The organism is Microbacterium natoriense (genome assembly GCF_030816295.1).
Classification (GTDB): domain Bacteria; phylum Actinomycetota; class Actinomycetes; order Actinomycetales; family Microbacteriaceae; genus Microbacterium; species Microbacterium natoriense_A.
The window spans coordinates 3252702-3266295 of the sequence record NZ_JAUSXV010000001.1 but is presented as its reverse complement, the minus strand read 5'-3'; the positions used below and the strand labels follow the sequence as shown (position 1 = coordinate 3266295).

The window sequence follows — 13594 nt, the reverse complement described above, 5'->3', positions numbered from 1 at the left end:
GCGCTCCAGGTTGCAGGCTGAAGGCATGACAGATCTGAAGAGCCCCGCATCACCCATCGTGCTCGGCGCCATGTCCTTCGGAACCTTGGTCGACCCCGACACCTCGTTCGCACTGCTCGACCGCTTCGTCGAACGAGGGGGCACATGGATCGACACCGCCGACTGTTACAGCTTCTGGGCCGACCCGACCGGTCACGGAGGCGCCTCCGAAACCGTGATCGGCCGTTGGCTCGCCTCGCGTCCGGATGCACGCGAGCGGGTTCGCATTTCGACGAAGATCGGAGCCGAACCGCTGTGGCCCGGTTCCTGGCCGGAACATCGCACGGGGCTCTCTTCCCGGGCGATCCGCGAGGCATTCGATGGAAGTCGTCGCCGACTCGGTGTCGACGTGATCGACCTCCTCTGGTTGCATCAGGAGGATCGGGCCACACCGCTCGAAGAGACCGTCGAGGGGTTGGCCGCGTTGACCGCCGAGGGGATCGTGCGCCGCGTCGGTGCGTCGAACCACCCTGCATGGCGGGTAGAGCGCGCTCGCGCCCACGCGAAGGCGATCGGCAGCACGGCGATCGACGCCTTCCAGCTCAACAGCACGTACCTGCAGGTGAGGCCGGGCACGAGACCGCCGGGAGTGGTGCATCCCTTCGGCGTGCTGAGTGACGAGCAGTGGGACTTCGCCGCAGCAAACGGCATCGAGATCTGGGCGTACACGCCGCTGCTGTCCGGGGCGTACGACAACCCGGACAAGTCGATTCCGCAGGTCTACGAGCACCCGGGTTCATCGGCGCGGCTCGCAGCGCTGGCGGAGGCCGCCGCCGAACGGGGCGTCGGCAAGGGGCAGATCGTGCTGGCATGGCAGCTCGCCCACGGTATCCGTCCCATTCTCGGCGGCAGCAAGCTCGACCAGTTGGACGCGGCGATGGATGCCGCAGCGATCGCGCTCACCGAAGAGGAGCTCGTGAAGCTCGACGGCCCGCGCTGACGCGCGGCGCAGACGACGCAGGAGGGTGATGCAGGAGGGCGGTGCACACCTCCGCCCGCCGGCCGTGGAGCATCCAGCGTCCCGGCGAGCGGAGCATCCGCCCGCTGATAGCCTTGAACGCGTGTCAACTCCCGATCTGACGACCGCGGCACCAGCGATCGACCACACGTTCGAGAACGTGTGGGACGAACTCGTCTGGCGCGGCCTCGTCCACGTGTCCACCGACCAGGAGGCGCTGCGCGCCCTGCTCGCGGGAGACCCCATCACGTATTACTGCGGTTTCGACCCGACCGCCCCGAGCCTGCACCTGGGAAACCTGGTGCAGCTGCTGACGCTGCGCCGTATCCAGCTCGCCGGCCACAAGCCGCTCGGTCTCGTCGGCGGATCGACCGGTCTGGTCGGCGACCCCCGCCCCACGGCGGAGCGCACGCTCAACACGCGAGAGACCGTGGCCGAATGGGTCGGGCGCCTGCGCGCGCAGGTCGAGCGCTACCTCAGCTTCGAGGGCGACAGCGCGGCCCGCATCGTGAACAACCTCGACTGGACGGCGCCTCTGTCGGCGATCGACTTCCTGCGCGAGATCGGCAAGCACTACCGCGTCGGCACGATGCTGAAGAAGGATGCGGTCGCTGCCCGTCTCAACTCCGACGAGGGCATCAGCTACACCGAGTTCAGCTACCAGATCCTGCAGGGTCTCGACTACCTCGAGCTGTACCGGCAGTACGACTGCGTGCTGCAGACCGGCGGCAGCGACCAGTGGGGGAACCTCACGAGCGGCACCGATCTCATCCGCCGTGCGGAGGGCGTCTCTGTGCACGCGATCGGCACCCCGCTGATCACGAACAGCGACGGCACCAAGTTCGGCAAGAGCGAGGGCAACGCCATCTGGCTGGATGCGGAGATGTGCAGCCCGTACCGCATGTACCAGTTCTGGCTGAGCACGACGGATGCCGACGTGATCGACCGGCTCAAGGTCTTCACGTTCTTGACCCGTGCCGAGATCGAGGAGTACGAGCGCCTCGTCGAGTCCGAGCCGTTCCGTCGTGCGGCGCAGAAGCGCCTGGCTCTCGAAGTCGTCGCCACCGTGCACGGTCTCGAGCCCGCCGCGGCGGTGATCGCAGCATCCGAAGCGCTGTTCGGCCAGGGCGATCTGACCGCGCTCGACCCGTCGACGCTGCGCACCGCGCTCGAGGAACTGCCGAATGCGACCGTAGCGGGCGGGAGTCCCGTCGTGGAGGCGCTCGTGGCCACGGGACTCGTGTCTAGCCTCAGCGAGGCTCGTCGTGCGATCGCCCAGGGCGGCGTTTCACTCGACGGAGTCCGAGTCGACGACGACGCCGCAGCCGTGCAGGGGTCTCTGCCCGGGGGAGTCTCCGTGCTCCGCCGAGGGAAGAAGACCCTCGCCGGCGTCTTCATCGACTGAGTCGCCAGAGCGGATGCCGTTCACTCCGAGCCATGCGCTGGTCGCGCTGCCGTTCGTGCGCACGCCTCTGGTTCCTGCGGCGATCGCGATCGGTGCGATGGCTCCTGACCTGCCGCTGTTCGTCAGAGGTGCGGGGATCAACTACGGGTTCACGCACACGTACGGGAATCTGGTCTGGACGGGGCTGCTCGCGTTCGGACTGTTCCTGATCTGGCGAGTCGTGCTGCGACCGGCCGTGCCGGAACTGGCGCCCGCCTGGTTGGCCCGTCGCCTGCCCGAAGACTGGTCGGACACGGCCCGCACCTCACTCCTCAGCGCCGTGGGCATCGGGCAGTCCCGCTGGTATCCGGTGCTTCTGGCGGTGTCTCTCATCCTCGGAGCGGCGTCGCACATCCTGTGGGACTCCTTCACACACGAAGGGCGGTGGGGCGTCGCGGTCATTCCGATCCTAGACGAACCGTGGGGTCCGATCACCGGGTTCAAGTGGCTGCAGTACGGCTCCGCGATCGCCGCGCTGATCATCATCGCCGTGTGGGCGGTGATGCGATTGCGCGGCGCCTCACCGCGCGAAGATTCTCCGCGAGCGCTGCCTCTCGCGGTCAGGCTCTCGTGGTGGATCTCGTTGCCGGTCATCCTGCTGACTTCGTGGATCATGGGTCTCGTCGCCTATGGTCCGCTGACGGCCGAGTTCACGGTGCCGCATCTCGCCTACATCGTGCTGCCTCCGGCGTGCGCGATCTGGGGCGCGCTCACCCTCATCCTCTGCCTGCTGCTCCCGGTTTTCCGCGCGCGTCACCAGCGCGGCTGATCCGCCCCCCACGGTCGCGGCGCTCGGAACTCCCGCTCCGGGATCACGGGGCGCGCGGTTGTGAGCATCCGTCCACCGACTTCGAAGACCGCCGTGTGCTCGGCCGGATCGATGTGCTGTTCGGGTTCCGGAGTCAGGCGACGCGGCATTCCGAGCAGCTCGGCCGCGATGCGTCGCAGCGAGGTCCGAGTGATCCAGCTGCCGCTCTCGGTCCTACGTCTTTCGAGGAGGGAGACGACCGATGCCGCGAGCAGGTACCCCGCGCTGTGATCGAGAGCCTGAGCAGGAAGGGCGCCCGGCCGATCACCGTCGGGCGACTCGATCATCGCGATGCCCGATTCCGCCTGCACGAGGCTGTCGAATCCCGCACGCTCGGGAGCATCGATGCCCCACGCGCTGAGCTGCGCGACCACGAGACCCGGATGGCGCTCGACGAGTTCCTCGGGAGAGAGCCCCATCCGGGCGAGAGCGGCTGGTCGATAGCCCAGCACGACCGCGTCCGCACGATCCAGCAGGTCGTGCAGGCGAGGCGAGCGCGCATCGAGCAGCGCCGAGCGCTTGCCGTGGCCCGTGTCGAAGTGCTGCCATTCGGGTTCGGGCAGATCAGGTGGATCGATGCGGAGCACGTCCGCACCGAGCAGCGCGAGGCTGCGTGTGCAGACCGGGCCCGCGATCACACGCGTGAGATCGAGGATGCGGGCGCCTTCCAGTCCGTTCTGAGTGCGCGGGCTCCGGTCGTCGGGGGAGGGGTGATGAGCGACATCGACGAGGGGAGTGGACCGGAGGAGCGCGTCTCGCGCAGGATCCTCGCCAAGGACCTCGACGGCGAGTCCACCTCGCCCGGTGATGCGGGCCACGGCCTCGGCGGAGGTGAGCTCCGCGAACGCCTGCTCAAGATGGGCGGCGTCCGCAAGGCCGAGACCGTCGAGAAGCCGCTGCGCGTGATGCGGATAGTTGCCGTGCGTGCGGACCCAGCCGTCGCGGCTGCGCCAGAAGCCGGAGAGGGGCGACCACACGTCTGGAGCGGCACCGTCGATCGTGAGCAGCCGATCGCTCCGATAGGCGAGGGCGATCCGGGCAGGATCGGGCGTCGAGCGGATGCCCGCTGCCTGTATGAACGCGGAGACGCTCGCCCAGGCGAGGGCGCCGGCGGAGAGCCGTGAAGGCAGAGGAACCTGCATGGTGTGAGCGTAGTCGAGCATGCTCCCCGGGCGTTTCGGGGGCTGGACTGGGGGAATGTTGCGCAGGCGCCCAGACGACACGCCCGGGGTGAGAGTGCTGATTTGCCAGAACCTCGAGATCCACGTAACTTATTACTTGTTCGCCCCACAGGGAAGCGGAGAGGCCGAGAGCCTCGCCCCCCTCAAGCGGAGAACCACCTCCCACATCCACTCACTTGTGAGACAGATGCTCTGCGTCTAGGATGGGAGATCCACCCTCTGCGGCTGTCAAAAGCTGCGTTGCGGATCGAAAGATCTGCGCTGCGAGCTGATTTGACAAGCGGAACGGGATGGATAAGCTAGTGAAGTTGCTCCGGCGCGGTAAGCGCCGAGCGGCAGATCTGGAACTCAGCCTCACGGTATGTCGATTTGACAGGCCTGAGGAGCTGGGTAAGATTGAGAAGTTGCCCTTCGGGCCTGACTGTGATGGTTGGGTCGGGGGAGCGTCCGATCCTTGAGAACTCAACAGCGTGCACTTGTCAAATGCCAAATAACCTCGACTCCACTTCGGTGGGGTGAGATTCCTTTGGATCAAAGACCAGCCTCTTTTCTGGGGTTGGCAATGGATAAAGTCAGCAATGATTTGTCTCTTTGGTCAGTTTCAAACTCGCTGCGTCACCGTTTTCCCGGTGGGGTATGCATTTCTTTTTTACGGAGAGTTTGATCCTGGCTCAGGATGAACGCTGGCGGCGTGCTTAACACATGCAAGTCGAACGGTGAAGCCCAGCTTGCTGGGTGGATCAGTGGCGAACGGGTGAGTAACACGTGAGCAACCTGCCCCTGACTCTGGGATAAGCGCTGGAAACGGCGTCTAATACTGGATACGAACAACGGCCGCATGGCCAGTTGTTGGAAAGATTTTTTGGTTGGGGATGGGCTCGCGGCCTATCAGCTTGTTGGTGAGGTAATGGCTCACCAAGGCGTCGACGGGTAGCCGGCCTGAGAGGGTGACCGGCCACACTGGGACTGAGACACGGCCCAGACTCCTACGGGAGGCAGCAGTGGGGAATATTGCACAATGGGCGGAAGCCTGATGCAGCAACGCCGCGTGAGGGATGACGGCCTTCGGGTTGTAAACCTCTTTTAGCAGGGAAGAAGCGAAAGTGACGGTACCTGCAGAAAAAGCGCCGGCTAACTACGTGCCAGCAGCCGCGGTAATACGTAGGGCGCAAGCGTTATCCGGAATTATTGGGCGTAAAGAGCTCGTAGGCGGTTTGTCGCGTCTGCTGTGAAATCCCGAGGCTCAACCTCGGGCCTGCAGTGGGTACGGGCAGACTAGAGTGCGGTAGGGGAGATTGGAATTCCTGGTGTAGCGGTGGAATGCGCAGATATCAGGAGGAACACCGATGGCGAAGGCAGATCTCTGGGCCGTAACTGACGCTGAGGAGCGAAAGGGTGGGGAGCAAACAGGCTTAGATACCCTGGTAGTCCACCCCGTAAACGTTGGGAACTAGTTGTGGGGTCCATTCCACGGATTCCGTGACGCAGCTAACGCATTAAGTTCCCCGCCTGGGGAGTACGGCCGCAAGGCTAAAACTCAAAGGAATTGACGGGGACCCGCACAAGCGGCGGAGCATGCGGATTAATTCGATGCAACGCGAAGAACCTTACCAAGGCTTGACATATACGAGAACGGGCCAGAAATGGTCAACTCTTTGGACACTCGTAAACAGGTGGTGCATGGTTGTCGTCAGCTCGTGTCGTGAGATGTTGGGTTAAGTCCCGCAACGAGCGCAACCCTCGTTCTATGTTGCCAGCACGTAATGGTGGGAACTCATGGGATACTGCCGGGGTCAACTCGGAGGAAGGTGGGGATGACGTCAAATCATCATGCCCCTTATGTCTTGGGCTTCACGCATGCTACAATGGCCGGTACAAAGGGCTGCAATACCGTGAGGTGGAGCGAATCCCAAAAAGCCGGTCCCAGTTCGGATTGAGGTCTGCAACTCGACCTCATGAAGTCGGAGTCGCTAGTAATCGCAGATCAGCAACGCTGCGGTGAATACGTTCCCGGGTCTTGTACACACCGCCCGTCAAGTCATGAAAGTCGGTAACACCTGAAGCCGGTGGCCTAACCCTTGTGGAGGGAGCCGTCGAAGGTGGGATCGGTAATTAGGACTAAGTCGTAACAAGGTAGCCGTACCGGAAGGTGCGGCTGGATCACCTCCTTTCTAAGGAGCATCTGACACCTCTTGTAGGTGTCCAGAACCCAGATCGAAGGCATACGTTCTTCGCTGGGAGCTCATGGGTGGAACATTTGACATGACATCGAGATCTGATCTCGGAGCTAGTACGCCGCTTGCGGTTGGAAGGTTCTGGGTGAGGGGGCCGGTGTCTGCACGCTGTTGGGTCCTGAGGGACCGGGCCGGCCTTTGGGTCGTTCTGTCTCCTCTGGGCCTCTTGTTGTTTCCCCCGTGTGGGGTTGCGAGAAGGGGTACCGCCCGTACTTTGAGAACTACACAGTGGACGCGAGCATCTTGCAGCCGATCTTTGATCGGTTGCACAAGATGATCTTAAAGATCATTAGTCAATTTCATGCCGGACCTTTCGGGGTCTGGTGTCGATTCTGATTCAAACTCATGTGATTTCAAGTCTTTAAGAGCAAACGGTGGATGCCTTGGCATCTGGAGCCGAAGAAGGACGTAGCAATCTGCGATAAGCCTCGGGGAACTGATAAGCAAGTTTTGATCCGAGGGTGTCCGAATGGGGAAACCCCGCTGGGCGGCGTGCCGACCTAGTGACTCCCGCCTGAATATATAGGGCGGGTAGAGGGAACGTGGGGAAGTGAAACATCTCAGTACCCACAGGAAGAGAAAGCAACCGCGATTCCGTTAGTAGTGGCGAGCGAAACCGGAACAGGCTAAACCTAGCGTGTGTGATAGCCGGCAGGCGTTGCACGTTGGGGGTTGTGGGACTTTTCAGTCATCTCTGCCGAGGTGGCGGCGTTACACGATGGTATAGACGAACGGTCTTGAAAGGCCGGTCATAGAGGGTGCCAACCCCGTAGTCGAAATGCCAACCGTGGCGCGAAGAGTATCCCAAGTAGCACGGGGCCCGTGAAATCCCGTGTGAATCTGTCAGGACCACCTGATAAGCCTAAATACTCCCAGATGACCGATAGCGGACAAGTACCGTGAGGGAAAGGTGAAAAGTACCCCGGGAGGGGAGTGAAATAGTACCTGAAACCGTTTGCTTACAAACCGTTGGAGCACCCCTAGCAGGTGTGACAGCGTGCCTTTTGAAGAATGAGCCTGCGAGTTAGCGATATGTGGCGAGGTTAACCCGTGTGGGGTAGCCGTAGCGAAAGCGAGTCTGAATAGGGCGATTCAGTCGCATGTCCTAGACCCGAAGCGAAGTGATCTATCCATGGCCAGGTTGAAGCGACGGTAAGACGTCGTGGAGGACCGAACCCACTTAGGTTGAAAACTGAGGGGATGAGCTGTGGATAGGGGTGAAAGGCCAATCAAACTTCGTGATAGCTGGTTCTCTCCGAAATGCATTTAGGTGCAGCGTTGCGTGTTTCTTGCCGGAGGTAGAGCTACTGGATGGCCGATGGGCCCTACAAGGTTACTGACGTCAGCCAAACTCCGAATGCCGGTAAGTGAGAGCGCAGCAGTGAGACTGTGGGGGATAAGCTTCATAGTCGAGAGGGAAACAACCCAGACCACCAACTAAGGTCCCAAAGCGCGTGCTAAGTGGGAAAGGATGTGGAGTTGCTGTGACAACCAGGAGGTTGGCTTAGAAGCAGCCACCCTTGAAAGAGTGCGTAATAGCTCACTGGTCAAGTGATTCCGCGCCGACAATGTAACGGGGCTCAAGCACGCCACCGAAGTTGTGGCATTGACATTATTGGTAGGCCTTCGTGGTCCAGCCGTGTTGATGGGTAGGAGAGCGTCGTGTGGCCAGCGAAGCGGCGGTGTAAACCAGCCGTGGAGGCTACACGAGTGAGAATGCAGGCATGAGTAGCGAAAGACGTGTGAGAAACACGTCCTCCGAAAGACCAAGGGTTCCAGGGTCAAGCTAATCTTCCCTGGGTAAGTCGGGACCTAAGGCGAGGCCGACAGGCGTAGTCGATGGACAACGGGTTGATATTCCCGTACCGGCGAAGAACCGCCCAAACTAATCCCGTAGTGCTAAGTATCTGAATCCTCACATTCGACCCTTCGGGGTTCGCCGTGGGGCCTAGCGTACGACCCCATGCTGGTGCGGTTAGCGTATTAACAGGTGTGACGCAGGAAGGTAGTCCATGCCAGGCGATGGTTGTCCTGGTGCAAGTGCGTAGGCCGAACGGTAGGCAAATCCGCCGTTCACATAGGCTGAGACACGATGCGGATAAAAAGTGGATGATCCTATGCTGCCAAGAAAAGCATCGACGCGAGGTTCTAGCCGCCCGTACCCCAAACCGACTCAGGTGGTCAGGTAGAGAATACCAAGGAGATCGAGAGAATCGTGGTTAAGGAACTCGGCAAAATGCCCCCGTAACTTCGGGAGAAGGGGGGCCATCCACTTATACGGACTTGCTCCGAAAAGGGTGTGGTGGCCGCAGAGACTAGTGGGTAGCGACTGTTTACTAAAAACACAGGTCCGTGCCAAGTCGCAAGACGATGTATACGGACTGACGCCTGCCCGGTGCTGGAAGGTTAAGAGGACCGGTTAGCCGCAAGGCGAAGCTGAGAATTTAAGCCCCAGTAAACGGCGGTGGTAACTATAACCATCCTAAGGTAGCGAAATTCCTTGTCGGGTAAGTTCCGACCTGCACGAATGGCGTAACGACTTCCCAACTGTCTCAACCGCGAACTCGGCGAAATTGCATTACGAGTAAAGATGCTCGTTACGCGCAGCAGGACGGAAAGACCCCGTGACCTTTACTACAGCTTGGTATTGGTGTTCGGTGTGGCTTGTGTAGGATAGGTGGGAGACTGTGAAGCAGGGACGCTAGTTCTTGTGGAGTCATTGTTGAAATACCACTCTGGTCACTCTGGATATCTAACTTCGAACCGTAATCCGGTTCAGGGACAGTGCCTGGTGGGTAGTTTAACTGGGGCGGTTGCCTCCCAAAATGTAACGGAGGCGCCCAAAGGTTCCCTCAACCTGGTTGGCAATCAGGTGTCGAGTGTAAGTGCACAAGGGAGCTTGACTGTGAGACTGACAGGTCGAGCAGGGACGAAAGTCGGGACTAGTGATCCGGCAGTGGCTTGTGGAAGCGCTGTCGCTCAACGGATAAAAGGTACCTCGGGGATAACAGGCTGATCTTGCCCAAGAGTCCATATCGACGGCATGGTTTGGCACCTCGATGTCGGCTCGTCGCATCCTGGGGCTGGAGTAGGTCCCAAGGGTTGGGCTGTTCGCCCATTAAAGCGGTACGCGAGCTGGGTTTAGAACGTCGTGAGACAGTTCGGTCCCTATCCGCTGCGCGCGTAGGAAATTTGAGAGGATCTGACCCTAGTACGAGAGGACCGGGTTGGACGAACCTCTGGTGTGTCAGTTGTTCCGCCAGGAGCACCGCTGATTAGCTACGTTCGGGATGGATAACCGCTGAAAGCATCTAAGCGGGAAGCCGGCCTCAAGATGAGATTTCCATACCTTCGGGTGAGAGGCTCCCAGCCAGACTACTGGGTTGATAGGCCAGATGTGTAAGTGCAGCAATGCATGCAGCTGACTGGTACTAATAAGCCGATGACTTGATAACACACCGTTTGTTGGTGCTACGCGTCCACTGAGTGGTTCTCGATGTACGGTCGAGAACCCTACAGATAACAATGATTTGTCTATAGGTTTGATTGAAACATCAATAGTGTTTCGGCGGCCATAGCGTGAGGGAAACGCCCGGTTACATTCCGAACCCGGAAGCTAAGCCTCACAGCGCCGATGGTACTGCAGGGGGGACCCTGTGGGAGAGTAGGACACCGCCGGACTTCTTTTAAGTAAAATGGCCACCCAACGCTGGGTGGCCATTTTGCGTTTACAGGGATAAGGAAGAACCATGCCGGAAGAAGAAGAACGCCGTCCGCGTCGTAACGACAGCGGCGCGCGAGGAGATCGGTCTTCCGGAGGTTCTTCCCAGAACCGCAGCGGCGCTCCGCGACGTGAGGGCGGGTACAACCGCGATGGTGGTGCTCCCCGTCGGGATGGTGCTGCGCCTCGTCGTGAGGGTGGCTACAACCGTGACGGAGGTGCTCCTCGGCATGACGGTGCCGCGCCGCGCCGTGAGGGCGGGTACAACCGTGACGGTGGTGCTCCGCGCCGCGAGGGTGGCTACAACCGCGATGGTGGTGCTCCGCGCCGCGAGGGCGGGTACAACCGCGATGGTGGTGCTCCGCGCCGCGAGGGCGGGTACAACCGCGATGGTGGTGCTCCGCGCCGCGAGGGTGGCTACAACCGCGATGGTGGTGCTCCGCGCCGTGAAGGTGGCTACAACCGCGATGGTGGTGCTCCGCGCCGCGAGGGTGGCTACAACCGCGACGGAGGTGCTCCCCGTCGTGATGGTGCTGCCCCGCGCCGAGAGGGCGGGTATAGCCGTGATGGTGGTGCTCCGCGTCGTGAGGGTGGCTATAACCGTGATGGTGCTGCTCCGCGCCGCGAGGGTGGCTATAACCGTGATGGTGCTGCTCCGCGCCGCGAGGGTGGGTACAACCGTGATGGTGCTGCTCCGCGCCGCGAGGGTGGGTACAACCGTGATGGTGCTGCTCCGCGCCGCGAGGGTGGGTACAACCGTGACGGTGGCGCCCCGCGCCGCGAGGGTGGGTACAACCGTGACGGTGGCGCCCCGCGTCGCGAGGGTGGGTACAACCGTGACGGTGGCGCCCCGCGTCGCGAGGGTGGGTACAACCGTGACGGTGGCGCCCCGCGCCGCGAGGGTGGGTACAACCGTGACGGTGGCGCCCCGCGCCGCGAGGGTGGGTACAACCGTGATGGTGCTGCTCCGCGCCGCGAGGGTGGGTACAACCGTGACGGTGGCGCCCCGCGTCGCGAGGGTGGGTACAACCGTGACGGTGGCGCCCCGCGTCGCGAGGGTGGGTACAACCGTGACGGTGGCGATCGTGAGCGCAGCAACCGTTCGTACCCGCAGCGCGGGGGAGCGGGTCGTGAGCGCTCCGCCGTCGCCGATGTCGATCGTCCCCGCCACAACGACCCCATCGTTCCCGACGATGTCACGGCACGCGACCTGCATCCGTCTGCTCGCAATGAACTGAAGACGCTGAGCAAGGAGAACGCCGAGCGCGTCGCCCGCCACCTGGCGATGGCGTCCCGCCTGATCGACGAAGACCCGCAGCTCGCGCACGAGCATGCTCTCGCCGCCTCTCGCAGCGCCGGACGCATCGCGATCGTGCGTGAGACGTTGGGCATCACCGCTTACGCGACGGAGGACTTCGCCCTTGCTCTTCGCGAGCTGCGCACGTACCGTCGCATCTCGGGCAACGACGACCAGATCGCGCTCATGGTCGACAGCGAGCGGGGCATCGGTCGACCTGACCGCGCTCTTGAGACCGGTCGCGCCGTCGACAAGTCCACGCTCAGTACGCCGGTGCGTGTCGCTCTCGCGATCGCCATGTCCGGTGCCCGGCTCGACCAGGGCGACCTTGAGCTCGCACTCGGCGAACTCGAGATCCCCGAGCTCGACCCTGATCGCGCCTTCGAGTGGAGCCCGGCTCTGTTCTCGGCTCGTGCCGCCGTGCTCGAGGACCTCGGTCGCGCCGACGAAGCCGAGTTCTGGGAGAAGCGCGCGGAGGTCGCTGCCGAAGCTCTGGGCATCGATGAGGCCGGCGACGAGGAGATCTTCGTCGAGGACGGTCTGATCGAGGATGACGAGTTCTCGGGCGACGAGGAACGCGGCGATGCGGGTGAGGCGGCTCCTGTCGATGACGACGGTGACGACGACGAGCAGGACGACGCCGAAGAGCCCGCCGACTCGGACGACGACGCCGAAGAGCCCGCCGACTCGGACGACGACGCCGAAGAGCCCGCCGACTCCGAAGACGAGCCCGTCGAGGACACGGCTGAAGAGGCAGAGCCGTCCGTCGAAGACGAGGTACGCGAGCTTCTCGGCGAAGATGAGGACGGCACCGCGGACAACTCCGACCAGAGCGCCTGATGGGGCTCTTCTCGAAGAAGTCCGCGTCGAGGACTCCGCTCGAAGGCGTCGACACCGTGCTCGCCGACCTCGACGGCGTCGTCTATGCGGGACCCGGCGCGCTGCCCTATGCGGTCGAGAGCCTGAACCAGGCAGCGGAGAACGCGCGCCTCGGTTACATCACCAACAACGCGTCCCGTACCGACGCCTCTGTCGCCGAACATCTCACGGGCCTGGGTCTCACGGTGGCGGCATCCGATGTGGTGACCAGCCCTCAGGCTGCCATGCGCCTTCTCAGCGAGATGGTTCCGGCCCCGGCGACCATCCTGGTCGTCGGTGGTGACGGCCTGATCGACGAACTGCAGAAGGCCGGTTACACGCCCACACGCAGCGCGGATGACTCCCCGGCCGCCGTGGTCCAGGGGTTCGCTCCGGAAGTCGCCTGGACGGATCTCGCAGAAGCCGCCTTCGCTCTGAAGGTTCCCGAGGACGAGGGCGGCATCCCGTGGATCGCCACCAACACCGACTGGACGATTCCGCGCGAACGCGGTGTCGCACCAGGCAACGGAACTCTCGTCTCGGCCGTGCACACGGCGATCGGCCGTCTGGCGACCGTCGCAGGCAAGCCCGAGGTGCCGATCTTCGAAGAGGCCAAGGCGCGCTTCGATGCCAAGAACACGCTGTTCATCGGCGACCGTCTCGACACCGACATCCTCGGCGCTGTGCGGGCGGGCATCGATTCGGCTCTGGTCCTGACGGGTATCGACCGGCCCAAGCACGTCCTGGCCGCCCCCGAAGGCTCCCGGCCGACCTACATCCTCAGCGATCTGCGCGAACTGCACCAGCCCTATCCCTCGGTGGCGCAGAAAGATGACGTGCACTGGGTCAACCAGGCGGGCGTTCGAGTCGCCGGCGGTGACGTCGAGATCGTCGCCGAGGGGGACTCGCAGATCGATCTGCTCCGCGCGGGCGCCTCGGCGATCTGGGCCTCCGGCACGCCGGTGTTCGTGCTCCGGGTCCCGGAACGCCTGTACGACGATCCTTTCCACAGACCCTGACGTGGCGACGGTGCACCGTCGGTCGCCCCGCGTAC

The 13594-nt window shown here is 62.5% G+C and carries 7 protein-coding genes and 3 rRNA genes; 8 read left to right on the top strand and 2 right to left on the bottom strand.

Annotated elements, in window-relative coordinates; all coding sequences use genetic code 11:
• The first annotated feature begins 25 nt into the window (after positions 1–25).
• The 3 genes from QFZ53_RS15415 to QFZ53_RS15405 all read left to right on the top strand — a co-directional run bounded on the left by QFZ53_RS15415 (position 26) and on the right by QFZ53_RS15405 (position 3210).
• On the top strand, positions 26–979 hold the full coding sequence (locus QFZ53_RS15415; protein WP_292909354.1) for an aldo/keto reductase: 954 nt from the start codon (positions 26–28) through the stop codon (positions 977–979).
• Positions 980–1100: 121 nt separating this feature from the next.
• On the top strand, positions 1101–2402 hold the full coding sequence (gene tyrS / locus QFZ53_RS15410) for a tyrosine--tRNA ligase (protein ID WP_307297930.1): 1302 nt from the start codon (positions 1101–1103) through the stop codon (positions 2400–2402).
• A 13-nt stretch (positions 2403–2415) separates the two neighbouring features.
• On the top strand, positions 2416–3210 hold the full coding sequence (locus QFZ53_RS15405) for a DUF4184 family protein (RefSeq protein ID WP_307297927.1): 795 nt from the start codon (positions 2416–2418) through the stop codon (positions 3208–3210).
• Here QFZ53_RS15405 and QFZ53_RS15400 read toward each other — a convergent pair.
• On the bottom strand, positions 3195–4391 hold the full coding sequence (locus QFZ53_RS15400; protein ID WP_307297926.1) for a CoA transferase: 1197 nt from the start codon (positions 4389–4391) through the stop codon (positions 3195–3197). The two genes, QFZ53_RS15405 and QFZ53_RS15400, sit on opposite strands and share 16 nt — an antisense overlap.
• Before the next feature lie 687 nt (positions 4392–5078).
• On the opposite strand from QFZ53_RS15400, the gene QFZ53_RS15395 reads away from it, so the two are divergent.
• The 3 genes from QFZ53_RS15395 to rrf all read left to right on the top strand — a co-directional run bounded on the left by QFZ53_RS15395 (position 5079) and on the right by rrf (position 10345).
• Positions 5079–6601 (top strand): 16S ribosomal RNA (locus QFZ53_RS15395).
• A gap of 414 nt (positions 6602–7015) precedes the next feature.
• Positions 7016–10119 (top strand): 23S ribosomal RNA (locus QFZ53_RS15390).
• 109 nt (positions 10120–10228) lie between these two features.
• Positions 10229–10345 (top strand): 5S ribosomal RNA (gene rrf / locus QFZ53_RS15385).
• The 16S, 23S and 5S rRNA genes sit together here, the layout of an rRNA operon.
• 47 nt (positions 10346–10392) lie before the next feature.
• On the opposite strand, the gene QFZ53_RS15380 is transcribed toward rrf, so the two are convergent.
• Positions 10393–11718, bottom strand: coding sequence for a hypothetical protein (locus QFZ53_RS15380; RefSeq protein ID WP_307297924.1), 1326 nt, complete (start codon positions 11716–11718; stop codon positions 10393–10395).
• On the opposite strand from QFZ53_RS15380, the gene QFZ53_RS15375 reads away from it, so the two are divergent.
• On the top strand, positions 11671–12522 hold the full coding sequence (locus QFZ53_RS15375) for a hypothetical protein (RefSeq protein WP_307297923.1): 852 nt from the start codon (positions 11671–11673) through the stop codon (positions 12520–12522). The genes QFZ53_RS15380 and QFZ53_RS15375 overlap by 48 nt on opposite strands.
• A complete protein-coding gene (locus QFZ53_RS15370; RefSeq protein ID WP_307297920.1) occupies positions 12522–13559 on the top strand; it encodes an HAD-IIA family hydrolase in 1038 nt (345 codons plus the stop codon). The genes QFZ53_RS15375 and QFZ53_RS15370 overlap by 1 nt, the downstream gene beginning before the upstream one ends.
• Positions 13560–13594 lie beyond the last annotated feature (35 nt).

Bases quoted from the DNA above. Each gene is read 5' to 3' on its own strand.
- QFZ53_RS15370 (WP_307297920.1), top strand. From the start codon at position 12,522: ATGGGGCTCTTCTCGAAGAAGTCCGCGTCGAGGACTCCGCTCGAAGGC.
- QFZ53_RS15375 (WP_307297923.1), top strand. From the start codon at position 11,671: ATGGCGTCCCGCCTGATCGACGAAGACCCGCAGCTCGCGCACGAGCAT.
- QFZ53_RS15400 (WP_307297926.1), bottom strand. From the start codon at position 4,391: ATGCAGGTTCCTCTGCCTTCACGGCTCTCCGCCGGCGCCCTCGCCTGG.
- QFZ53_RS15380 (WP_307297924.1), bottom strand. From the start codon at position 11,718: ATGCTCGTGCGCGAGCTGCGGGTCTTCGTCGATCAGGCGGGACGCCAT.
- QFZ53_RS15405 (WP_307297927.1), top strand. From the start codon at position 2,416: ATGCCGTTCACTCCGAGCCATGCGCTGGTCGCGCTGCCGTTCGTGCGC.
- QFZ53_RS15415 (WP_292909354.1), top strand. From the start codon at position 26: ATGACAGATCTGAAGAGCCCCGCATCACCCATCGTGCTCGGCGCCATG.